Origin of the sequence: Paenibacillus sp. LC231 (assembly GCF_001860525.1) — a bacterium.
Taxonomy (GTDB): Bacteria; Bacillota; Bacilli; order Paenibacillales; family Paenibacillaceae; genus Paenibacillus_AQ.
Genome location: NZ_JFOM01000020.1, coordinates 40,820 through 63,754, shown reverse-complemented (window position 1 = coordinate 63,754; position 22,935 = coordinate 40,820). Strand labels below are relative to the sequence as shown.

The window sequence follows — 22,935 nt, the reverse complement described above, 5'->3', positions numbered from 1 at the left end:
TTAAACTCCATAATGAAGTAAGGAGGGCTATAGACAACATACCCAATATTAACCAATGTGAAGCAACCCAGCAAGGCTTTGAATTAAAAAGGCTTCCATTTCAGCTCACTGGCATGCTTGAAACGCTCCGCAACCGCCGGCCAGTAGACCACGTTCCACCAATCCTTGATGTAATCCTTGCGTTTACTTTGATGTTTGAGGTAGTAGGCGTGCTCCCATACATCCAGTGCCAGAAGAGGTACGACGTCCCACTGGGAGAGGTTCTGATGCTTCTCGGCTTGTAGAATTTCCAGTCGATGGCTGCGCGGACTCCAGACGAGGATCGCCCAGCCGCCGCCTTCCACTTTGTCTGCCGCTTCCGAGAAGTGCTTTTTAAAGCGATCGAAGCTTCCGAAATCCTTCTTGATCTGCTGGGCAAGCTCCCCGCCCGGTTCCCCACCGCCCTGCGGGTTCATAATGTCCCAGAAGATCGTGTGCAAATAGTGGCCGGCACCGTGAAAAGCCAGCTCGCGTTCCCAATGCTTCACCAGCTCGAAATCGCCGCTTTTTCTGGCCGCCTCCAGTTTTTTCTCTGCTTTGTTTAAACCGTCGACGTAGCTTTGGTGATGGATATCGTGATGAATCCGCATGGTTTTCTCGTCGATATGAGGCTCCAGCGCATTATATGCGTAAGGCAGCGGAGGAAGGCGATGTCCGCCAATCGGTACGGCCTTGCCGCTGTCTCCCATGCCTTGAATGGACAGATCAGCCTCAGAGCGAGATGGCGGTGGGGAGGAGGCCTCGTGAAGCTTCATGGATTGCACCGGCATCTCCACATCCATAAATCTCTCCAGCGCTCCAGCGGAGTTGAGCGTCTCCAGCGCGTTCAGGAAGTATTCGGACTCCCGAATCACATGGTGCAGCACCGTGCTGGCAAGCGGCACTTTCCGAACAGCCTCACTATGCTCCTTCAAGCCATGCAGTTGGCGGATGAGCTCTCTGGATTGCTCGCAGGAAGCGCGCAGCAGCTGTTCAACCTGGGCCAGCACCTGCTGCGAAGGAGGCCCGTCATAACGGAGAATGTGGCGCAGAAGTTCGTCTGCTGCTTTTTCCGTGTCGGAGAATACCACGGCCCATTGATCCAGCGTTTTGACATAGTCCGGCTCCAGCTCCGGCACAACGGCTTTGATAAGGCCAGTATGCTTCCTTTCCTGATGCTTCCAATAGCGAATCTCTTCGAGTAATCGTACCGGGAGCTTTGCTCCGTAAATAAATAACATGTCCGTTCCCTCCAGTATCAGGTTCACTAAACACACTATATTCACGTGGCAGCCTGTATTATGAGGGGGAAATAAAAATACCCCCGCCGCATCCAAGCAGCAGGGGGAGGTGGATCGTATGATCAATAAAGCATCAGGATCCATCCGGTGTTTCGAGTTTTCCTAGAAAGGTGGATACTCTGCGCAGATATTCTTTAGGGTGCTCACGGAAGATAAGCTCATGATGCGCATCCTCTACAATCCAGGAATCCGAATCCGTATGGGTTTGGTTGGAAGCAATCTTCTCGGCGATCGGGTAAGGTGCCTTGTCGTCTTTCGTTCCGTGGATGAACAAGGTCGGGAACGGATAATCGTGCTTCTTCACCTCATTGTACGGGATCTGATCCAGGCTGGTGCCATTGAGCACCGGGAAGAGCAGCTCCAGAATCTCCAGGGACGGATGACGAGGAAGATTGATCTGGTTGTGAATGTTGTGGTAAAGCGTGTCCGGCTCCAATAAAAAGGCGCTGTCCAGAATCATGGCATCTACATCCTTGGTCTCAAGCCCTGCCTGCAGCGCCGTACCGGCACCCATGGAGAAGCCCCAGACGACAATTTGCTTCGCGCCGCGCTGCTTCACATGCTCAATGGCTCCAAGAAGTTGGCGTTTCTCTTCCTTGCCCCCGGTTGCCACTTCCTTGCTGGTCTGTGAGGCAAAACCGTAATCAAACATCAGCACATTAAAATTCATGTTGTGCGCGTAATGGGCGATATCGTACATCGGTACCCAGGTTTCCTCCCGGTTAGCGCCGTATCCATGGCTGAGCACGATGGTTTTGGAGGAGTTCTCGGCCGGGATATACCATCCATTTATATTTCGTTTGCCGTCAATGGAGTGGAACGTGACATTCTCGTAATTCATCTCTTTAGCAAGCTTGGGATTGGAGTACAGCGGAGCAACCGTCGGATTCGACAAAACCCAAGCAATATAGGCATGAAGCGCAATAAAACAGAAAACAAGGAAAAAAACGACAGATAATAACAACGCTAATATAATATGCTTTAAACGAACCAAGCCCGTCGACAGCTCGGCTGGCGTGTCATTTAATTGGGAGAGTGGGGCATTACTACCAGTCGTTGTGCTCATAAGTGGCCCCTCCTTACCATATAGTCTGGATATGTTTCGTTAACATGAAAGAGTTGAAATTATAATAATCGTATGCCCGGATGCCTATAAAGTCAATGCAAATCCATAGATTGTAAGACAACTGTAAAGTCCCTGTCTCCATGGTTTACTTTTGAGAAGAATTCTCATATAATTCTTGTAACCAGGTTTCATAGAATGAAACAGGAGAGGAGCTGGTCGGGATGGAAGACCGTAAATTGACGGTGCGTGCTGTAGAGCGGGCGCTTGATATATTGATGTGTTTTACGAAAGACAGTGAACTTGCCCTCACAGAGATTTCTACCCTTATCGGATTACATAAAAGTACCGTTCATCGGCTGCTAACAACGCTGGAAGACAAAGGATTCGTTGTGCGTAACAAAGAGACGGAGAAATATCGGCTCGGCTTGAAGATATGGGAGCTGTCCATGCATCTGTCTCAAAGCGACGACCCGGCGATACGCCTTCTGCCCGCGATGGAGGCCTTACGGGATCGGCTTGGGGAAACGGTGAGCTTGTATTTAAGAGACGGTTCGGATCGTCTTCGGATTCAAGCGGTTCAGAGCAACCAGGGCATTCGGCGGGTCGCCCAGGTCGGAGTGCGACTTCCGTTGTCGGTTGGCGCTTCCAGCAAGGTACTGGTGGCCTTTGCGCCACCGGCCGATCAGGAGGAGCTGCTGAATGCGCCGGATTGGCCGGAATCTGTCGACCGGATCGTTTACCGGCAGCAGCTGGCCGAAATACTGGAGAAGGGATACGCGATCAGCATCGAAGAGCGCGAGCCTGGAGCCGCTGCGGTATCGGTACCCATCTTTGACCGGAATGGTCAAGTGGCGGCAGCACTGTCGATGTCAGGGCCAGTCACCCGCCTGTCAGCGGAAACGCTTCGCGAACATGCGCCAATCCTGATGGAGGCGGCACGGGAAATGGGAATGATGATTTAATTCATTCTATTGCGAGAGTGCGGACAGCATCACTATAAGTTATTGAATGACCGGGCGGCCCCATGTGATACAGCTGCCCGGTCATTTTTATGCGGGGACGAGTGTTCGATAACGAGCAAAAAGACCGGACCCATGATCTTGGTGATCGTAGGGACGGTCCTTTTGCCGTGACGGCATCGCTATGTACAGGCAAGGGCAGCTTAAGTCAGCTTCACGTTCTTTTCCTTCATTTTCTGATTAAGGATCTCTTGAAAGGTGAGGGCTTTATCCGTCGTTTCCTCTTTCTTAGGCGCTGCCACCGGCTGCGGCCGGTGGTATTGATATTGGAACGAAGCCATCGTATGTATTTTGATCATAGATACTTTCCTCCTGGGTATGGATTTCCGGAAATGTTTTTTACCAATTAACCTTATGGGCATCGTCCGAAACGGAAAATCCAATATTCAGGAAAAAAGTACCGAAAAATAACAAAATCCCCATCATCCATAAGCGGATGATGGGGATTTGTTCCTAAGGCTAAAGCGCCTATAGGGTGTGTCTTATTGGTTCGATGCGATCATTTGACGCAGTACCGTTTGGAGGATACCTCCATTGTGGTAGTAGTCCACGTCCACCATGCTGTCGAGGCGGGCGATAGCTTGGAACTCGAATTGGGTTCCGTCTTCACGCGTAACGACAACAGTCAATTCCTGGCCTGGCTTCACATCGTTGCTGAGGCCCAGGATATCGAATGTCTCGCGGCCGTTCAGACCAAGGCTCTTCCAGCCATGACCTTCCTGGAACTGGAGCGGAAGAACGCCCATGCCCACAAGGTTGGAGCGGTGAATACGCTCGAAGCTTTCAGCCAGCACGGCTTTGACGCCGAGGAGATACGTACCTTTTGCCGCCCAGTCACGGGAGCTTCCTGTACCGTATTCTTTACCGGCGATAACGACGAGGTTCTGTCCGCCTGCTTGATAATTCATCGAAGCATCATAGATGGACATCACTTCTTCCGTTGGCAGGTAAGTCGTAACGCCGCCTTCCGTACCCGGAGCTACCTGGTTACGGATCCGGATGTTAGCGAAGGTACCGCGCATCATAACTTCGTGGTTACCACGGCGGGAGCCGTAGGAGTTGAAGTCTTTGCGTTCCACGTTGCGGTCACTCAGATATTTACCGGCCGGGCTGTTCACTGCAATGTTACCCGCTGGGGAGATATGGTCCGTTGTAACGGAATCGCCCAAGAGAGCAAGCACGCGCGCTTCCTTGATGTCCTGGATGTCGTTCAGGCCGTTGCCCAGACCTTCAAAGAATGGCGGGTTCTGGATGTAAGTGGATTGATCGTCCCACTCGTACAGCTCGCCTTCAGGAACAGGAATCTTGTTCCAACGCTCATTGGCGGTAAACACATTCTCGTACTTCTCACGGAAAGCGTCAGGGCTAACGGCTTGACCGATCGCTTCGCGGATTTCCGCACTCGTTGGCCAGATGTCTTTCAGATAGACAGGCTCATTGTTCGGATCGTAGCCGATCGGTTCGTTCTGCAGGTCGATGTTCACTGTGCCTGCCAGAGCGTAAGCAACAACCAATGGCGGCGAAGCCAGGTAGTTGGCTTTGACTTGAGCATGCACGCGGCCTTCAAAGTTACGGTTACCCGACAATACGGCGGCTACCGTCATGTCGTTGTCGGCAATCGCTTCGCTCACTTCATCCGGCAATGGACCGGAGTTACCGATACAAGTTGCGCAGCCATAGCCTGCAACATAGAAGCCGAGAGCTTCAAGGTAGTGCAAGAGACCGGACTTCTCGAGGTAGTCGGTTACGACAAGGGAACCTGGGGTCAAGCTGCTCTTCACATAGCCAGGCTTCGTCAGGCCGCGTTCAACGGCTTTCTTCGCCAGGAGACCTGCACCGAGCATAACGCTTGGGTTGGACGTGTTCGTACAGCTGGTGATGGCTGCGATAACAACCGCACCCGTTCCCATTTCACTGGTAGAGCCGTCTTTATGATTGACTTTAACGGTTTCCGCAATTTTCTCATCGCTGAGGCCGTATCCGCCTTTGTCGATTGGCGTACGGATGATATCGTTAAAGTTTTGTTTCATGTTGGTAAGCTCGATACGGTCTTGCGGACGTTTCGGTCCAGCCAAGCTCGGTACAACCGAAGCGAGATCCAATTCGATCACATCGGAGAACTCAGGGTCCGGCGTATCTGCCGTACGGAACATGTTTTGCGCTTTATAGTAGCTCTCCACGAGCTCAACCTGCTCATCGGTACGGCCCGTATTACGGAGATAAGCCAGGGTTTCGCTATCAACCGGGAAGAAGCCGATGGTAGCGCCGTATTCCGGAGCCATGTTGGCTACCGTTGCGCGGTCAGCCAGACTGATGTTCGCGAGACCAGGGCCGTAGAATTCTACGAATTTACCTACAACGCCTTTCTTGCGGAGAAGCTCGGTTACCGTGAGGGCAAGGTCAGTCGCTGTTGCGCCTTCGGCCAGGCTGCCTGTCAGCTTGAAGCCGATAACTTCAGGCGTTACAAAATACAGCGGTTGGCCGAGCATGCCGGCTTCCGCCTCGATACCGCCTACGCCCCAGCCCACAACGCCAAGACCGTTGATCATGGTTGTATGGGAGTCCGTACCTACGAGGGAATCAGGGAAGACCAGCGTTTCGCCGTCAACCGTCTTCGTAGCCGCTACGGAAGCAAGGTATTCCAGGTTAACCTGGTGAACGATCCCCGTTCCAGGAGGAACTGCGCGGAAGTTGTTGAATGCCGTTTGAGCCCAGCGGAGGAAGCGGTAACGCTCTTCGTTACGCTCAAATTCAAGCTTCATATTCGTTTCCAGAGCTTGATCGGTACCAAAAGCGTCAACCATGACGGAGTGGTCGATAACGAGGTCAACCGGAACGAGAGGGTTGATCTGTTTAGGGTCGCCGCCGGATTTTTTAACGGTGTCGCGCATAGCTGCAAGGTCTACGACAACCGGAACACCGGTGAAGTCCTGCAATACGATACGGGCAGGAATGAACGGAATTTCCTTGTTGTTGTCGCGTCCTTCATTCCACTTGGACAAGAGTTTTACATGATCTTCGGTAATTGCGCGTCCGTCGAACTGACGCACGGCTGCTTCCAGCAGCACCCGAATGGAGAAAGGAAGCTTGGATACACTTCCGTATCCTTGCTCTTCGAGAGCCTGCAGGCTGAAATAACGGTAACTTTTACCGCCCACCTCCAGGTTGCGGGAGATGGAGAATTGATCCTTTGCTGGCATTGATGAACCTCCTTAAGTCATTTCATAAATCGAATAAAGACACCTTGAGATAAATCCTCTTTCGTTTCACTAGGTGAAACCTAATTTCATAAATTAACTACTTTAAGTATACCGTTTTCAACTCGCTGCGTAAAGCATTTTTTATAGAAGAAACGTATTTCAAAAAGGTGAAAACAAGCCTGTTTTTTACCCGAATACAGTCGCTGTGATCCCGGTGTTTCTGTATTCTCTTGACCGAAGTACATAGCCCGAACATTTTCTTCATATAGTTGTGATAGGGAACAGCGTGAAAGGCAAGGTTAGAGGAGGAGAGTAGATGAACAGTCTGAAGCAAGCAGAGAAGCCTTGGAAGCAAGCTCTATATATTTACGTCAATCAATATAACCAAAATCGCGTGGACTATTCTTCAGGCCTGAAAGAACAGATTGTAGCAGATCTGAATTTCCTGGTAGAGAGAGGAGAAAGGCAGTTTCGGCTGCAGTCGTGGTATGCGCAGCGGGAGGTTACGCCGCTTAAGAGCGAGACTCGTGCCCGCCTCCTGCGCATTCTGAGGGAGACGGAGGATGATGTGGTCGCGGACGTGCGGCTTCACAGCGTATTTTATTATGAAAAAAGAGGGATGACGCACCGGGAAGATACGGTTTTTAGAGAGCGGCTGACGCTGATCCGGGACGGGGATGCCTGGTTGATCGTAGGCATCGAACGTCTGCAGGATGAACGCCATCCCCTGCAAAGAGCCGATGTTCCGGCAGCAGGCGCGGATGGGGCTGGAAGAGAGCCGTCCATTCCCTTTATGAACGGCCGCGTATACGCCGCCGGCAGCAGCCCGCGGTCCGGCCGTTACGAGCGTGAAGCCGCAGCTGCATATGCCGACCGTTGGTGGGATTCCGGGAATCCGGAGTTTGAGGAATTTGACGTGGATTGCACGAATTATATCTCCCAGTGCCTCTTTGCAGGCAAAGCCCCAATCCACTATACTGGTAAAAGAGAAACGGGATGGTGGTACAAGGGGTACGTAAACCAACGGGAATGGTGGAGCTACAGCTGGGCGGTATCGAACAGCTTTGCGCATTATTTGAACGCCAGTACCTCGGGGCTGCGGGCCGAGCGGGTGGAACGTCCCGAACAGCTGATGCTGGGGGATGTCATCGTATACGACTGGGATGGTGACGGCGCGTTTCAGCACAGCACCATCGTGACGGCGTTTGACGCGGGCGGTATGCCGCTCGTCAATGCACATACGGTGTCCAGCCGCCATCGCTATTGGGACTACCGAGATTCCTACGCTTGGAATGATAATACCGAATACCGGTTTTACCATATCCCCGATTATTTTTAAGTGACAGCATGTCGTGCTGCAATACGGACAAGAGAGAGGTTAACATGGGACAGGATAAATTGACGGTAGGTTTAGTATACGGGGGGAAATCCGGCGAGCATGAGGTGTCGTTATCCACGGCATTCGCGGTCATGAACGCTTTTGATTTTGATAAATATGAGATTGTTCCATTTTATATTTCCAAGCAGGGTAGCTGGAGAATCGGCAGCAAGCTGTCGGCTCCTTTTGCCCAGCTGGAAGAATTGAAGCTGGCTGAAGGGGAAGGCACGCAAACCGCGCTGAACGCCGTGTTCAGCAGATTGTATGGCCAAGAGAGTCAGGCGGTGGATATTATGTTTCCGCTGCTTCACGGGACGTTCGGTGAGGACGGAACGATTCAGGGACTGTTCGAAATGGCGGACATTCCTTATGTGGGAACCGGTGTGCTTGCGTCGGCAGCGGGGATGGATAAAGTCGTCATGAAGAAGCTCTTCGCCCAAGCGGGATTGCCGCAATGCGAGTACTGTTATTTCAATCGTACCCAATGGGAGCGGAGCCAACATGAAGTGCTGAAGGATATCGAGGACAAACTCGGATACCCGAGCTTCGTCAAGCCGGCTAACCTGGGTTCAAGCGTCGGCATATCCAAGGCTAAGAACCGGGAGCAGCTTAAGGCGGCGATTGAATCCGCGCTCCGGTTCGATGACAAGATCATCGTTGAAGAGTTCGTGGATGCGCGCGAAGTGGAGGTCAGCGTGCTGGGCAATGATGAGCCGATGGCATCCGTTCCGGGTGAAATTGTCTCTTCCAGTGAATACTACGACTATGCGGCCAAATATACGGATGGACAATCACAGATGCAAATTCCGGCCGAAATCGAGCCGGATACGGCTGATCGTCTGCGCGACCTCGCCATTACCGCGTTCAAAGCGATTGAAGGCGGCGGCATTACTCGGGCCGACTTCTTTGTCCGCCGCTCGGACGGCGCGATTCTGATCAATGAAGTGAACACGATGCCTGGCTTTACGCCGTTCAGCATGTACCCGCTCTTGTGGCGGGAAACGGGCGTGTCCTACCGCGAGCTGCTTGACCGGATGATCGAGCTGGGCCTTGAGCGGTACAACCGCAAGCAATCCCTGATTTATGAGAACCAGGCGTAAGCCGTCACAATAGGATATGAAACACCAGGGGGAGTCCGCGCTATTTAATACGGCTCCCCTTGAGTCTAATATTATGGGATGAAAGGAAGATACGTAGTATGGGATTTCAAACCGAGTTCAATTCCGTTTGTAAGTTTAAGAGTGAGCAGGAGCTCTATGAGCTGCTGGAATACGGCCGCGGTAAAATGCTGAAGGACGGGCTTCGGGTATTTCCGACAGGACAGAAGGTTATTGCTTATACGCCGGATAACCAGGCGGTGGCCATCGTCCTGATCACTGCATGCGTATCGGAGATTAACTTCCAGGGCCGCGAGGTCACTTCGGTCGAACTGCAGCTGATCCGCAAATTGACGGATGAGGAAGCACGCGTACAAACAGCGCTGGCTCACGAAATGTTCTTTGGAGACCATGCATGATTGTCCGTTTCGGTTATGTGGCCATGTCCACGGTCGTGCAGAATGCTTCTCCTTCCAAGACGATGACCATGAAGAGTTTTATGAAGCTGAATGACCGTGAGGCCGGCTTACACAAACTGGAGCGGATTGCGAATGAGAATCTACATAATACCCTTCGGCTTCTAAAGCATAATGCGGCTCACGATATCAAGGTGTACCGCTTCTCGTCCAAGCTGATTCCGCTGGCCACGCATCAAGATATGCAGGATTGGAATCCGTTCCCGGCTTTGCGGGAAGGCTTTCAGGCCATTGGGGAATTCGTGAAAAAGCACGGGATGCGGGTCTCCTTTCATCCGGATCATTTCACGGTGCTGAGCACGCCGCGTCCCGAAGTGCTGGCCAACTCGATCCGTGATCTGGAGTCGCACGTCCATATGCTGCGGGCGATGGAGCTGCCTGCTTCGATGAAGAACAACATCCACATCGGGGGAGCTTATGGGGACAAGCCCTCGGCAGCGGCGCGATTCGTTGAACATTTTCATGAGCTTGAGCCGCACATCAAGGAACGATTGACCCTTGAAAATGACGATAAAACCTTTACCGCCCAGGAAACGTTGGACGTATGCAAGCAGACCGGGCTGCCGATGGTACTGGACATCCATCATCAGTGGGTCAATAACGACGGCGAGGCTCCCTGGGAGCTGTGGCCGGATATCCTTCGCACCTGGGAGACGCCGCTTGCGCAGGCCGATTCGGACCGGGCGCAGCCGCTGCCGCCCAAGATTCACGTATCCAGTCCCAAGAGCCCTACCGATATCCGCAGCCATGCGGATGGGGTGGATGTCGTGCCATTGCTGGCGTTTTTACGGAATATTGCGGGGGCTACGCCGAAGGTGGACGTCATGATTGAAGCGAAGATGAAGGACGGCGCCTTGTTTGATCTGATGAAGGATTTGGGAGATTATACGGAAGAGGGCGTAACCATTCTCGACGGTGCTTCCATCGAAGTAAACCCATAACCCGATAAGATGAGCTTGTTAAACACTTGCAAGTTGATGGATTTTGGGTTACGTTGGAAGTATCCAAACAGAGATTCCCCTTAACACATGACATCGGATAAAAAAGTTCGTTCTCGCCAAGCATTCAGGTGCACAGCATAGGACGGACTTTTATTGAAATAGGCGGAATTTTCCCTTGATTGCCCTTTCGATTACCGCCATGACTGAATAGGATGTAGGGATTGTCAATAATCACTAGATTTATATAGAAAGTAGAGTGAGTGCTTTGAACGAGAATGAAAAGATTCCTTATGTTGTCAGCAGTAAGAGCTACACCGCCGTTGCGATTAATTGCGCCGCCAAAGCGGGAGAGTGGATTAAGAGCAAACTCGGTACCGTCAAGCAGTTGAGCACCAAGTCTTCGGCACAGGATATCGTAACCGAGGTGGACAAAGGCGCGGAGCAGATGATCCGCAAACTGATTTTGACCCACTTTCCGGATCATGCGATCCTCGGAGAAGAAGGGGTTGCCCCGGGTACCGATGCCTACAATAAGGCACTCGAGGACGCCAAGGACGAAGAGTATCTCTGGATTATTGACCCTGTGGACGGAACGACGAACTATGTTCATGGATTTCCGTTTTATTCCGTGTCGATTGCACTGGCTCATCATGGAGAAGTCATTGTCGGCGTTATTTACGACCCTTCCCGGGACGAGTTGTTTGTTGCGGAAAAAGGAAAAGGGGCCTACGTTCACGGCAACCCTACCTATGTTTCCAAGGAAGATCAATTGTCGGACAGCTTGCTGGCCACGGGCTTCCCGCTGGACAGCACGGTCAACCTGCCGCTGAATATGGCGGAGCTGCAGGCGCTGCTGCCGATGGTCCGCAATGTAAGAGCAGGCGGCTCCGCTGCGCTTCATCTTGCTTATGTGGCTGCCGGCCGGCTAAGCGGATACTGGGAGCACGGCTTGAGCGCTTGGGATGTTGCTGCAGGCGCACTATTGGTTCAGGAATCCGGCGGTAAAGTAACCGATACGGAAGGAAAGCCATATGATCTGTCGGTGCGTCATTTGGCGGCTACCAACGGGCTGATTCATCAGCGTTTTCTGGATACACTAAAAGACGCCGGCGAAGCTTTGGTTCGCTAAACGGCCAGGGACGACAGAGAAATGCAGGTCACTTACAACCGCTTGATAAAGGAGTGTGCTTACGATGAATGAGAAGTCGGATCAGGATTTGGAGCGCCAGCTCAGCGAGATGTTAACGGACGGTGAAATGCAGAAGAAGGATCGGGAGAAGGAGGAGCGCAGGCTTCTCTCTCCGAAATACGAGATCCGAATTCAGACGCAGCTCGATCCTATTGTGGAAGAGACGCAGAAGTACCGCAGCATGGCGAAGGAAGTGGATGATCGCTATGACAAGTACATGGATAAGGCAGTTAAGAAGGATAAGCCTGAGGATTCAGGTGAAGAAGCTTGATAGCGCTTTAAGGGATGGGATGTTTAGAGAAGCGGGACATCTTCGTTAAAGGCCCGAACCAGGAATGGACAGCATAGAGCGTGCTGTCCATTTTTTTATGATGGCTGGCCAAGATAATACTGTTCAAGGCTAGATCAAGTTGGTGTGACTATGATTACCTTGTCCACATAGGGGGGGAGATCGGTGCGAGTTCGGCTTCAAATATGTCATGTCCTGGGAGCCGCATCAGGGGCAGCCTCCATGATGTTATGGTGCATCCTTATATTCTTCAACCCTTATTCCGATGAGACCAGCTGGAAACCAGCCTTAACTACGTATATTATGCTGTTTCTTCCAGCCAGCTTGGCGATGCTCGGGGTGCTTTATTCCTACCGGTTGCTGCTGCTGGTTGCTTTTGGATGGTCGATATTGCCAAGCCTGTATCTGGCAGCCACGCCTGGGATATTTGCTTGGTTTGGAGCTGCATCCCTTGGCTATTTATTCGCTTATCTTCTCATGAAACCTTATCGTCCTGGTTGAGTTCAGTACCATTCACAGATTGCTGGTGGTAAAATAAGGCTGTACTAAGATATTGACGTTGAGGGAGTGAAGGCATGTTCAAACAATGGAAGAAGGGGCTGGCGGCAGTAACCGGCACCTTGACGCTCGCGGTGGCACTGGTTGGACCAGGCGTTGCGCCGGCTTATGCCGATGAGGTTACAGCCAAGGATACATATCATATTGTAGCGTTGGGGGACTCGTTGACCGTCGGGTATGAGCCGGGAATGGATCTGAAAAGCAAGCTTTACGGTTTTGTTGACCGGCTGTATGAGCAAGGTTTGTTCCACGGCAGGACCGAGATAACGAATTTGGGGATCGGCGGCCTGAAAACCGATGGGCTGAACCATTACGTCAAGGCCGTCTTGGATGAACGCCCAATTACGGCGGAAGAGCTGCAACCAGGGCTAAGCGGCATCGATCCGCGCACGAAGCAGATTGGCGCTGAAGCAGCGAAAGCCAAGCCGATTATCGCGGGTGCGGATCTGATAACCATTACGATCGGCGGCAATGACATGATGAGTCTGGTCAGTACCGTTGAAACATTAAGCGATGAACAGTTGAAAGCAAAGATGCAGGAACTGTTCAAAATTTATACCGATAATGTCTCATCCGTCATTACCAACTTGCACGCCATCAATCCGGATGCCGCAATTGTGGTGGCGGACCAGTATAATCCGGTGCCCAAAGTCGCTGACGAGGTCGCATATGCTAAACTGCTGGCAGCATCCGGAGAGTTTACGAAGCTGGTGGAAGGCGTAGCTGACAGTTTTGCCACTCAGGGCGTGAATATTAAGGTAGCCCATGTGGCGAAGAAGTTCGTGGGCTCCGAGCTGACGATGACCCATATCCTGAAAGACGATATTCATCCGAACCAATATGGATATGAGACGATGGCCGGTGTGTTCGCAGAGACGATCTGGGGCAGCTACAAGAATCCCGCTGTTCAAGAACAGGGGCAGCCGATGCGCATCATCGTGAAGGGGCAGGAGCTGAACACGCCGTATAAGCCGATTCTTCGCGATAATCTGAATTACGTAGCGATACAGGATATCGTAGATGCAGTGGGGGCGACGACCACATGGGAAAATAAAACGTCCAGTGCAACGATTACGTTTGGAGATCAGACGGTGGTAGTGAAGATCGGTGCCAAAACCGTTCAAGTTAACGGAACGGCTGTACCGATCGATACGCCGGCTTTCCTGCAAAAAGTAGGAAAAGAGGATAAAACCTACGTCCCGCTCGCGGTGATTGCATCCGGTCTTGGTTTTGACGTTCAATACAGCACCAAATTGCGTACCGCATTCATTAATTTGTAATCCCATAAGCAAGCTGCATCGGCTGGAAGGAGCCGATGCAGCTTTTTTTGTCATTAGCGTTTTTGTGATGTTTTTAACATAAGTAACTCCAGGCAGATGGTACAATACGACATCATTTCCTTTCATGGGTGGTTTGACATCAGATCAGATTTTGAACCCCTTTCCTGACATATGGAAAGTGCAGATGCGTGAAAGCGGTAGGGAAAGGGTTGCCGAATGTCGAATCTTGGAAGAAACATAGATAGGGCATGATAGGGGGAACAAGGAATGAATGGACCGATGATCGTTACGTTGTCTGTTTTGGCCGTGGCATCCGCATTGTTCATGTCGGGAAAAGTGCGGTCGGATTTGGTCGCGATCGGCGTGTTGATGGTACTTATGTTAACGGACATTTTAAGTCCGGCTGAAGCCCTTTCGGGCTTTTCCAATTCGGTTGTCATCATGATGATCGGTTTGTTTGTTGTGGGCGGGGGGATTTTTCAGACCGGGCTGGCCAAGATGGCAAGCGGAAAGCTGCTGAAGCTTGGAGGGGGAAGCGAGACCCGGCTCTTGATTATGATCATGCTGGTAACGTCGCTCATTGGCGGATTCGTCAGCAATACCGGCACGGTAGCGGTCATGCTGCCCATTGTTGTCAGTCTGGCGTTCAGCGCCGAGATTAATCCGGGGCGGCTGCTGATGCCCCTTGCTTTTGCCAGCAGCTTGGGGGGCATGCTCACGTTAATTGGCACACCGCCAAATCTCGTGATTCAGGAGACGCTGATTAACGCAGGATACGAACGGCTGTCGTTCTTTGCTTTTTTGCCGATCGGACTTGTGTGTTTGGCAACGGGGATCATCGCGATATTGTTCCTTCGCCGTTTTCTTCCCAGCAATGAAGAAGGGGGCGCAGGTAAACAGGGCGGGCGCTCGCTTCGAGAGCTGGCCAAACAGTATCGGCTGACCCAGAACCTGTATCGGATTCAGGTTAGTGCCGATTCCTCCATTCGATCCAAAACATTGCGGGAGCTGGACATTCCGGCGAAGTTCGAAGTGAACGTCATTGAAATCCGCCGTAAAATGTCGGCCAAGAATCAATTCTTCAAAACGATTAACCAGGAAATCGCCGGTCCCGAGACCGTGATTGAGGAAGACGATATTCTGTATGTGAACGGCCCGTTCGAGCGGGCCTCGGAGTTTGCGGAGACGTATGGGCTTGTCATGCTGGACCAGCGTGTACCCGAGCATCGAAAACGTACGGAGGAGTCGCAATACGCCACGAGTGACGTCGGCATTGCCGAGGTGATGCTGACTCCGTCCTCGCGCCTGATTGGCCGGCTCGTCAAGCACTCGGGTTTCCGCGAGAAATATCGGGTGAACATATTGGGGATTCAGCGAAAAGAACAGTATCTTCTGCATCATCTGAAGGAAGAGAAAATGCGCTTTGGCGACGCACTGCTCGTTCAGGGAACATGGAAGGATATAGCCCTTCTGGCGGCCGAACAAACGGATGTCGTGGTGGTGGGGCAGCCCGTGGAGGAGTCGCGCAAAGTGACGATGGACCACAAAGCGCCGATTGCGGCCGGGATTATGCTCTTGATGGTGATCCTGCTGGTGACCGAATGGATTCCGGCGGTGGCCTCCGTGATGATTGCCGCGGTGTTGATGGTGGTGTTCGGATGCGTGCGCAACATGGAGGAGGCCTATAAGACGGTCAACTGGGAGAGCATCGTGCTCATTGGCGGCATGATACCGATGTCCATTGCTATCGAGAAAACGGGAGCCGCCACGCTGATCTCGGATATGCTGGTCCATTCGCTGGGCAGCTATGGATCGCTTGCCCTGCTGGCAGGGGTGTATTTCACCACTTCGCTACTGACCCTGTTTATCAGCAATACGGCTTGCGCCGTATTATTCGCGCCAATTGCGTTATCGGCTGCGATCCAGATGGGAGCCAGTCCGTATCCGTTTCTGTTCGCCGTCTCCATCGGAGCGAGTATGTGCTTTGCGTCACCGTTCTCCACGCCGCCGAACGCGCTCGTTATGTCGGCTGGCCGTTATAAATTCAGCCATTATGTGAAGGTCGGATTGCCGCTTCAACTGGTGATCGGCCTGGTCATGATGGCGGTACTGCCGCTGTTCTTTCCGTTCTAAAGGAGAACCGGCACATAACACCCGCATGTTCCATCCGATGAGGATTGCGCATGCGGGTGTTATTCCATTTTGGGGATAGCATATCGTGAAGACTTGTCCGATCAGTACCCCCTCACTCCTCGATCGATCGACTCCCGGGCCAGACACGCCCGCCGCTTTTGCAGGAAATCGCCTGTCGTAAGGCTAATACATCCACTTAGGACTTTCTGCCTGATCGTAAAAATACGCATCATTTCCGTAGAAATGACTACGCTGATGCCGCTGGATTGTTGCTATGCTTGAGAAAGCCGGAGGTGCAAGGGCCGATGAAGAACCGCTTCAAAAATCCGCTGGGCCGCATGAATATCAAGCAGCAGATGATTCTGCTGTTCCTGGTGCTGGTCATTCCGTTGTTTGCGCTGAACGCCTACGGGAATTCCATGGCCGGTCAAATCCTGAAGCGCCATGTGACCAATGCTTATATCGAACTGAACAAGCAGAACTTTAAGCTGATTAACCGTGATATTGAAACCGTTAACAAAGTGACCTCCACGGTCATTCAAAATTCGCAGATCCAGCAGCTGGATCCCTTTGCCGAGGACACCGTTCTCGCTCGCGTCAAAAACTACGAGCGGCTGGAAAAGATGCTGCTGTCCTTCTCCCAAGAGACGGATGAACGCGAACCGGTTTATTACTCGCTCTATGTCTATGATCCTGACAACAGCTACTTCTTTGCTCCCTATTACCCTGACCGCAGAAAAGCGGGGGTATATTTTTTCTCCGATGAGAAGGAGAAGCCGTCATGGTTCGATGAAGCCGTGGCGATGAAAGGGAACGGGTATCTCAAGCGCATAGCGAATCTGTCGCCGCCGGTACAAGGGCGGCAGGATCAAGAGACCTTAAGCTATGTGAGGGCCGTGAACAATATTTATAAGGGTGGGACCATCGGCGTTCTGGTGGTCACGAATTTAGACGCGCGGATCGGCGAGTCGTTATCGACGGTCTCGATTCCGGATGGGGAGCTGTATTTTACGGATGGGAACGACCATATCCTGACTTCGTCGGTACAAGGCATGGCAGGAAGGCTTGAATTGCCCCCTGAAGCGGATCCGGGCCAATCCACGATCGGCGTCATGGACGTGATCACGTCGGATTTTATCTATGTCATTGATTATAACTACGTGCTCAATCAGAAGCTGGTCTACAAGGTGCCCGTCAAAACGCTGCTCGCCCAGCAAAGCGAGATGAAGCGTGTTATCCAGGTCATCTCCATCGCTTACTTTGCCGTGGGTCTCATTATCGTTTTTTATTTCTGGCAGTCCCTGATGACGCCGCTCCAGAAGCTGGCGCATTTTGTGAGAAGGTATGAACCGGGGAACGTCGTGCCGGAAACCCCCTATCGGCGCAGAAAAGATGAAGTCAGTGTCCTCATCTCCACGATCTATGACATGGCCCGCCGATTGAATGATCTGATCCACTACAAATACCGTATGGATCTGAAGCAGAAGGAAGCGCAGCTGCAGCTGCTGTATCAGCAGATTAACCCCCATTTGCTGTATAACACCTTGGAAAGCATCTATTGGAAGAGCACGATGGAGGGCAATACCGAGTCCGCCGAGATGATCAAGGATTTGTCCAAATTGATGAAGATCAGTCTCAGTCGTGGGCGGGATCTCATCACGCTTGGGGAAGAGCTTGAGCACGCGGGGGCTTATATCAATCTGCAGCTGAACCGTTATGATTATCAGTTTACCGTCCACTGGGAAGTGCCCGAGTCCTTGCTGGTGAACCATGTGCCGAAGATTACGCTGCAGCCGCTGCTGGAGAACGCGATTATTCATGGCATTAAAAATATGGGCGAGGACGGAATCATCCGGATTTCAGGCCATCTGGAGGAGGGGCAATGCCGGATCGTCATTGAAGATAACGGCTTCCGCCCCGTAAACTACGAGTCCATCCACAGGCTGCTCCATGATGAAGCGCCGGACCCTTCGCTGGGCTACGGCATCCGCAATATCCAGGAGCGGCTCCAGCTGCATTTTGGAAGCGGCTGCGGTCTGCAATATAAACCAAGAGAAGAAGGGGGAACCTGCGTGACGATCACGATTCCCCGAATAGAAGAAACAACCATTACCGCAACCGGACAGGAGGTTTCCTGATGTATAACATTTTGGTGGTAGATGACGAGCCTTTGATCTGCAAGGGCTTGGCCGGGCTGTTAACGTCCTCGGGCCTAGCCATCGATGGGATTGCTACGGCATACAGCGGGCAGGAAGCGCTGGATTACATCCGGATGGGAGATATCGACCTGCTGGTCACCGATATCCAGATGGGCGAGATGAACGGCATCGAGCTGATGCAGCAGGCCAAGATCGTGAAGCCGTGGGTTCAGACGATCATTATTTCAGCCCATGAAACATTTCAATATGCGCAGCGGGCGCTCCAGCTCGGAGCCAAGGATTATTTGATCAAACCGCTGAACAGCGAGCAGTTTCTGGATTCGGTTCGCAGCGTTCTGCTCAAGATGGATCGACCGGCGCCTCAGATGGAGCCATTTCTCATGGCCGATAACGAGCATTTTCGGATGGAGGAGCCTCCCTCCGAACGAATAGAGCGGCTGAATCAGCGGCTCTCCACGGAGCGGGATCAGCCGCAACTGGCCGGCCTAGACGATTCGGAGCTGGGCTTGATCGGTCCTTATTTTGCCGTTATCAAGATGAAGCTGGGCTTAAGGGAAGACAGCAGCGCTTCTTTTTCCAGGCAAGATATAAACCTGATTCAATATGCCGCGCTGAATATCGCCAAGGAGCTGCTGGAGCAGGAGCCGCACGCCTTCGTATTCTATTCGCCGGAGCGGGACATCAACATCATCCTCCAATGGAGCGAGCAGGAGATGGAGGAGAATGCGAGCGGCAAGATCCATCATCTGGAGATGATCGGCCGGAGCCTGTACCACCATGTGGAGCTGTACTTGAAACGAAGCTGTACCGTTGGGATCAGCCAAATATTGAGGGGGCCCGAATTTTTGAGTGTGCTCAGCCGTCAGGCGGACAAAGCGATGCTGTGGAGCGAGCAGCTGCAGGACTTTCACGTGTTTTATTACGGGGATTTCAATTGGCACAACTATGCCCAGGAGACGTCGCATGAGGTGCTCTCGAGCCAGGGCAACCGGATCGTGGAGAATACGAGGCAATATATCGAGGAGCATTACCGCCAGAAGGGATTGACGATTCACGAGATAGCCAAGAACAATCACGTAAGCCCGAACTATTTGAGTTATCTGTTCAAAAAATATACAGGCAGCAGCCTGTGGGAGTATGTCGTGAAGCTGCGGATGGAGGAGAGCAGGTCCCTGATTCTGAGCACGGATCTCCGCCGCTACGAAATCGCGGAGCGAGTCGGCTATGAATCTCCGGAGCATTTCAGCAAAATCTTCAAAAAATACTACGGCGTCAGCCCCAGCGAGCTAAAGAAGTAAGAACGGCTATACTTCACATAGTTTTAGACATGTTCGAAGACTCCCTGTCTTTTTAAAATTAAAGCTGGACATTTAATTAAGGAATGAGGGAGTTTAGATGGAAGAAACGGCCATGCCGCAAGGCCAGGCTCGGATAGAGCCCGGTCATCGCACCCGACAGGAGCACAAGCGCAAGCCGCTGTGGAAGAAGTACATATGGGGGTATATGTTCCTCGTTCCGGCCATTGCGATCTTTATCGTCTTTTTGTGGGTACCGATCTTGAAAGGGATCTTTTACAGCTTTTTTCATATCGATTTCGTAAAAGGAAACACCTTCGTCGGGTTCGATAATTATGCCAAGGTTCTCAGCAATCCCGATCTGCTGCTTTCCGTTCGAAATACATTGTATTTCATGCTGTTAACGCTGGTCATCGGCTTCTGGGTGCCCATCGCGGCCTCTATCGCCATCTCGGAGCTGAAGCTGTTCCAGGGCTTTGCCCGGATTGCGGCGTATCTACCGTTTGTCGTACCCGGCGTCGTGCTTTACGGCATGTGGAGGTGGATGTATGACCCGGTAGGTCCGATCAACGCCCTGTTCGGCTTCTTTGGGGCAGAACCGGTATCCTTTATTTCGGATAGCCGTTTCTCCATGGTGTCGCTGGTCGTGATGGAGACATGGCAGCAATTCGGCTCGGCGATGCTAATCTATCTGGCCGGCGTGCTCAGCATACCGAAGGATTGGTATGAAGCCGCGGAGATCGACGGTGCGGGCGTATGGGCCCGGATTAAATACATTACGCTCCCCTCGATGCGCAATTTGATTATGCTCATGCTGATCCTGCAGCTGATCGGCACTTCGCAGGCGTATCAGTCGCAGCTTGCGATGCTGGACGGCGGACCGAACAAGGCCACGCTTACCTATGCGCTTCTAACCGTAAAATACGCGTTTAACCAGCTGGATTACGGGGCAGGAACCGCGATGGGCATCTTGATGTTTCTGGTGCTGAGTTTGCTGGGCATCCTGCAATTCAAGATGAACAGGGAGGAGTACTAGGATGAAAGAGAGAGGCATACTGTCCGCTTCGGATCTGAGAAAACCGTGGAACAGGGCGATATACGGGTTTATGGTGCTGTGCATCGCGGTGATGGTCTTTACGATGCTGTATCCGATCGGCATGACGATGTTTAACGGGCTGAAGAGCAATCAGGAGATCAATACGTTTCCGCCGCGCTTTTTCCCGTCGGAATGGCATTGGGATAACTTCCCGAAGGGGTGGGAATACATCGATCTGCCGATGTTTCTGAAGAATACGCTGCTTATTTTTGGCGGCAATCTGCTGGTGACAATTCTGGTACTGGGCTTGGCGGCATTCAGCATTTCCCGTATCCGGGTTCCCTATCACCGCGTCATCTATTTCTTCATTCTCATGACCTTGTTTATACCTGCGTCGAGTTACATGATTCCGAACTTCGTCAATTTGAAGGAGCTGGGGCTGCTGAATTCCTACTGGGCCTTCTGGCTGCCGGCCGGAGCGAATGCGTACTTCTTCCTGCTGATCAAAAACTTCTTCGATGGCATTCATCCGGAGATCTTCGAGGCGGCACGCATCGATGGCGCTTCGGAGTTGAGCAGCTTCCTGCGAATTGCCGTGCCGCTGTCCGTCCCGATTTTTGCAACGCTGGCGATTTTTATCTTCTCCACGGCATGGAATGACTGGTTCTGGCCGTCGCTGGTCATGCAGACGCAGGACAAGTACACGCTGGCCACGGCCATCTACAAGTATGTCATCAACGCTAGGAGCCTGGACAGCAGCATAAAATTCGCGATCCTGTTCATGGTTATGGTGCCGCCGATCTTCGTATTTCTGGTGTTCCAGAAATTCATTATGCGCAGCGTCAGTCTCTCGGCTGTTAAAGGGTAGGGCAGCGTGTACACCATCGTAGCCCTGCACATGATCGTCATATGAATGCACATCGTCCTTTCCGAGTTTCAATTTTATGATGGAGATAAGAAAGAACATTATCAATTCAATCAGGAAAAGGGGAGTATCCATGCGCAAGTTCTCAGCATTACTGATCTGCCTTATGCTGTTCAGCTCCTTGCTCGCCGCTTGCGGCGGAGGCAAAGCAGCGCCGGAGGCCGGCAATAAAGACGGAGGGACTGCCAATTCGGGTGGAACGACTGCAACGCAGACGGATGAACCGAAACAGGATATCGCGGATCAAAAGATAACGATCAAGATCCACTATCCGCTGCCGGATGATACAACGCTGCGTCAGCAGGAGGATGATAAAATCGCCCGTTTCCAGGCGAAATATCCGAACGTGACCATCGTGAAGGACGACTGGCAGTACAGCGTCAACGAAATTGGGGTCAAGATGGCTTCGAACGAAGCGCCGACATTTTATAACACTTGGGCTACGGAAGCACAGCTGCTCGTAGAGCGGGGCTGGGTGGCCGACATCACGGAGTTCTGGAACGAGTGGGAATACAAGGACGACATGAATCCCGTGCTCCAGGATCAATTCATCGTGGACGGCAAGGTGTATGGCGTTACGCAGAACGGGTATATCACGTCCACGATCGTGAACAAGAAGCTGCTGGATGCGAAGGGCGTACCGGTTCCGCCGATGGATTGGACTTGGGACGACATGTACAACACGGCGAAAGGGGCAGCAGATCCGAAGGCCGGCATATCCGGCATCGCGCCGATGGGCAAAGGTAATGAAGCGGGCTGGAACTGGACCAACTTCCTGTTCGAAGCCGGCGGGGATATCGAAGTGAACGAGGGTGGCAAAGTGAAGGCCGTGTTTAACTCGGAAGCCGGCGTGAAGGCGCTGGATTTCTATAAAAAGCTGAGATGGGAAGCGAATGCCATTCCGCAGGACTGGGCTCTCGGTTGGGGCGATGCCGTCAGCTCGTTCCAGCAGGGACGTACGGCGATGGTCATTGCAGGCGCATTTGACGTGATCCAGCCGGCATTGAATGAGGGCGGCATGAAGCCTGAGGATGTGCTGGCATATCCGATGCCTGCCATGGAGAAAGGCGGAGCTCACCACGGCATTCTAGGCGGCAATTATCTGGTCATCAACCCGAATGCCACGAAGGAAGAGCAGGAAATGGCTTTCCGTTACATCACGTTTGATTATTTTACGGATGATGCGCTGAAATCGGTGGAAGATACGATTAATGCCCGCAAAGCCGAAGGCAAATACTTTGTACCAACGCCGCTGGAATATTTCAGCGATGATTCCGAGTATGCCGCGAAGGTAAAAGCCATCTACGATAAGTACGACAACGTCTACAAATACGATCCGCAGCTCTTCAGCCTGTTGGAAGGCAAACCGGAAGCGCAATTCGGCACGCAGGATTATTATGCGGCGATGTCCAACGTTGTACAGGAGTCGTTCTCGAAGGAAGGCACGGATTCCAAGAAACAGCTGGACGAAACAGCCAAGCTGGTTCAGGAGAACTTCTTCGATAAGATCGAGCAGAAGTAAAAGGAGCTGCTGTCCCGGATGGGATTGGGGAGAATTCTGCAGCACAGTAAAGA

General features: G+C 52.2%; 19 protein-coding genes. 15 read left to right on the top strand and 4 right to left on the bottom strand.

What is annotated here, in order from left to right:
• Positions 1-83 precede the first annotated feature (83 nt).
• Complete coding sequence (locus AK95_RS15550) at positions 84-1,259, bottom strand: Fe-Mn family superoxide dismutase (RefSeq protein ID WP_071220876.1); 1,176 nt, start codon at positions 1,257-1,259, stop codon at positions 84-86.
• A gap of 133 nt (positions 1,260-1,392) precedes the next feature.
• Positions 1,393-2,385 (bottom strand): alpha/beta fold hydrolase, encoded by a 993-nt coding sequence (locus tag AK95_RS15545; RefSeq protein WP_071220875.1) that lies wholly within the window; start codon positions 2,383-2,385, stop codon positions 1,393-1,395.
• A gap of 221 nt (positions 2,386-2,606) precedes the next feature.
• On the opposite strand from AK95_RS15545, the gene AK95_RS15540 reads away from it, so the two are divergent.
• On the top strand, positions 2,607-3,347 hold the full coding sequence (locus AK95_RS15540) for an IclR family transcriptional regulator (RefSeq protein WP_071220874.1): 741 nt from the start codon (positions 2,607-2,609) through the stop codon (positions 3,345-3,347).
• A gap of 200 nt (positions 3,348-3,547) precedes the next feature.
• On the opposite strand, the gene AK95_RS34525 is transcribed toward AK95_RS15540, so the two are convergent.
• Together AK95_RS34525 and acnA are read right to left on the bottom strand one after the other, a co-directional pair.
• A complete protein-coding gene (locus AK95_RS34525; protein WP_201259390.1) occupies positions 3,548-3,703 on the bottom strand; it encodes a hypothetical protein in 156 nt (51 codons plus the stop codon).
• Between the two features lie 183 nt (positions 3,704-3,886).
• A complete protein-coding gene (gene acnA, locus AK95_RS15535) occupies positions 3,887-6,604 on the bottom strand; it encodes an aconitate hydratase AcnA (protein ID WP_071220873.1) in 2,718 nt (905 codons plus the stop codon).
• Positions 6,605-6,920: 316 nt separating this feature from the next.
• On the opposite strand from acnA, the gene AK95_RS15530 reads away from it, so the two are divergent.
• From AK95_RS15530 to AK95_RS15465, 14 genes are all read left to right on the top strand, one after another.
• Positions 6,921-7,943, top strand: a complete 1,023-nt coding sequence (locus AK95_RS15530) for an amidase domain-containing protein (protein WP_071220872.1) — start codon at positions 6,921-6,923, stop codon at positions 7,941-7,943.
• A gap of 44 nt (positions 7,944-7,987) precedes the next feature.
• A complete protein-coding gene (locus AK95_RS15525) occupies positions 7,988-9,082 on the top strand; it encodes a D-alanine--D-alanine ligase (RefSeq protein WP_071220871.1) in 1,095 nt (364 codons plus the stop codon).
• A 98-nt stretch (positions 9,083-9,180) separates the two neighbouring features.
• The gene (locus AK95_RS15520) at positions 9,181-9,498 is read left to right on the top strand and encodes a hypothetical protein (protein WP_006208215.1); all 318 of its coding nucleotides are present in this window, start codon (positions 9,181-9,183) and stop codon (positions 9,496-9,498) included.
• Positions 9,495-10,496 carry a UV DNA damage repair endonuclease UvsE gene (gene uvsE, locus AK95_RS15515; RefSeq protein ID WP_071220870.1) on the top strand — a complete coding sequence of 334 codons (1,002 nt, stop codon included), beginning with the start codon at positions 9,495-9,497 and terminating at the stop codon, positions 10,494-10,496. Before AK95_RS15520 ends, uvsE begins: the two co-directional genes overlap by 4 nt.
• A 265-nt stretch (positions 10,497-10,761) precedes the next feature.
• Positions 10,762-11,625, top strand: coding sequence for an inositol monophosphatase family protein (locus tag AK95_RS15510; protein WP_071220869.1), 864 nt, complete (start codon positions 10,762-10,764; stop codon positions 11,623-11,625).
• 64 nt (positions 11,626-11,689) lie between these two features.
• Positions 11,690-11,956 carry a hypothetical protein gene (locus AK95_RS15505; protein WP_071220868.1) on the top strand — a complete coding sequence of 89 codons (267 nt, stop codon included), beginning with the start codon at positions 11,690-11,692 and terminating at the stop codon, positions 11,954-11,956.
• Between the two features lie 183 nt (positions 11,957-12,139).
• Positions 12,140-12,475 carry a hypothetical protein gene (locus AK95_RS15500; protein WP_071220867.1) on the top strand — a complete coding sequence of 112 codons (336 nt, stop codon included), beginning with the start codon at positions 12,140-12,142 and terminating at the stop codon, positions 12,473-12,475.
• Between the two features lie 74 nt (positions 12,476-12,549).
• Positions 12,550-13,812, top strand: coding sequence for an SGNH/GDSL hydrolase family protein (locus AK95_RS15495; protein ID WP_071220866.1), 1,263 nt, complete (start codon positions 12,550-12,552; stop codon positions 13,810-13,812).
• A gap of 267 nt (positions 13,813-14,079) precedes the next feature.
• The gene (locus tag AK95_RS15490; RefSeq protein WP_083397643.1) at positions 14,080-15,945 is read left to right on the top strand and encodes an SLC13 family permease; all 1,866 of its coding nucleotides are present in this window, start codon (positions 14,080-14,082) and stop codon (positions 15,943-15,945) included.
• Positions 15,946-16,250: 305 nt separating this feature from the next.
• On the top strand, positions 16,251-18,083 hold the full coding sequence (locus tag AK95_RS15485) for a cache domain-containing sensor histidine kinase (RefSeq protein ID WP_071220865.1): 1,833 nt from the start codon (positions 16,251-16,253) through the stop codon (positions 18,081-18,083).
• Positions 18,083-19,402 carry a response regulator gene (locus AK95_RS15480; RefSeq protein WP_071220864.1) on the top strand — a complete coding sequence of 440 codons (1,320 nt, stop codon included), beginning with the start codon at positions 18,083-18,085 and terminating at the stop codon, positions 19,400-19,402. The genes AK95_RS15485 and AK95_RS15480 overlap by 1 nt, the downstream gene beginning before the upstream one ends.
• A 97-nt stretch (positions 19,403-19,499) precedes the next feature.
• Positions 19,500-20,435 carry a carbohydrate ABC transporter permease gene (locus AK95_RS15475; RefSeq protein WP_071220863.1) on the top strand — a complete coding sequence of 312 codons (936 nt, stop codon included), beginning with the start codon at positions 19,500-19,502 and terminating at the stop codon, positions 20,433-20,435.
• 1 nt (position 20,436) lies between these two features.
• Entirely contained in the window at positions 20,437-21,303 is an 867-nt protein-coding gene (locus AK95_RS15470; RefSeq protein WP_071220862.1) for a carbohydrate ABC transporter permease, read from the top strand.
• Positions 21,304-21,433: 130 nt separating this feature from the next.
• Positions 21,434-22,882 carry an ABC transporter substrate-binding protein gene (locus AK95_RS15465; RefSeq protein ID WP_071220861.1) on the top strand — a complete coding sequence of 483 codons (1,449 nt, stop codon included), beginning with the start codon at positions 21,434-21,436 and terminating at the stop codon, positions 22,880-22,882.
• Positions 22,883-22,935 lie beyond the last annotated feature (53 nt).

Excerpts from the sequence above, each read along its gene's own strand:
- AK95_RS15465 (WP_071220861.1), top strand. The coding sequence starts at position 21,434 with ATGCGCAAGTTCTCAGCATTACTGATCTGCCTTATGCTGTTCAGCTCC.
- acnA (WP_071220873.1), bottom strand. The coding sequence starts at position 6,604 with ATGCCAGCAAAGGATCAATTCTCCATCTCCCGCAACCTGGAGGTGGGC.
- AK95_RS15470 (WP_071220862.1), top strand. The coding sequence starts at position 20,437 with ATGAAAGAGAGAGGCATACTGTCCGCTTCGGATCTGAGAAAACCGTGG.
- AK95_RS15505 (WP_071220868.1), top strand. The coding sequence starts at position 11,690 with ATGAATGAGAAGTCGGATCAGGATTTGGAGCGCCAGCTCAGCGAGATG.
- AK95_RS15550 (WP_071220876.1), bottom strand. The coding sequence starts at position 1,259 with ATGTTATTTATTTACGGAGCAAAGCTCCCGGTACGATTACTCGAAGAG.
- AK95_RS34525 (WP_201259390.1), bottom strand. The coding sequence starts at position 3,703 with ATGATCAAAATACATACGATGGCTTCGTTCCAATATCAATACCACCGG.
- AK95_RS15475 (WP_071220863.1), top strand. The coding sequence starts at position 19,500 with ATGGAAGAAACGGCCATGCCGCAAGGCCAGGCTCGGATAGAGCCCGGT.
- AK95_RS15540 (WP_071220874.1), top strand. The coding sequence starts at position 2,607 with ATGGAAGACCGTAAATTGACGGTGCGTGCTGTAGAGCGGGCGCTTGAT.
- AK95_RS15480 (WP_071220864.1), top strand. The coding sequence starts at position 18,083 with ATGTATAACATTTTGGTGGTAGATGACGAGCCTTTGATCTGCAAGGGC.
- uvsE (WP_071220870.1), top strand. The coding sequence starts at position 9,495 with ATGATTGTCCGTTTCGGTTATGTGGCCATGTCCACGGTCGTGCAGAAT.
- AK95_RS15495 (WP_071220866.1), top strand. The coding sequence starts at position 12,550 with ATGTTCAAACAATGGAAGAAGGGGCTGGCGGCAGTAACCGGCACCTTG.
- AK95_RS15525 (WP_071220871.1), top strand. The coding sequence starts at position 7,988 with ATGGGACAGGATAAATTGACGGTAGGTTTAGTATACGGGGGGAAATCC.
- AK95_RS15530 (WP_071220872.1), top strand. The coding sequence starts at position 6,921 with ATGAACAGTCTGAAGCAAGCAGAGAAGCCTTGGAAGCAAGCTCTATAT.
- AK95_RS15520 (WP_006208215.1), top strand. The coding sequence starts at position 9,181 with ATGGGATTTCAAACCGAGTTCAATTCCGTTTGTAAGTTTAAGAGTGAG.
- AK95_RS15485 (WP_071220865.1), top strand. The coding sequence starts at position 16,251 with ATGAAGAACCGCTTCAAAAATCCGCTGGGCCGCATGAATATCAAGCAG.
- AK95_RS15490 (WP_083397643.1), top strand. The coding sequence starts at position 14,080 with ATGAATGGACCGATGATCGTTACGTTGTCTGTTTTGGCCGTGGCATCC.
- AK95_RS15545 (WP_071220875.1), bottom strand. The coding sequence starts at position 2,385 with ATGAGCACAACGACTGGTAGTAATGCCCCACTCTCCCAATTAAATGAC.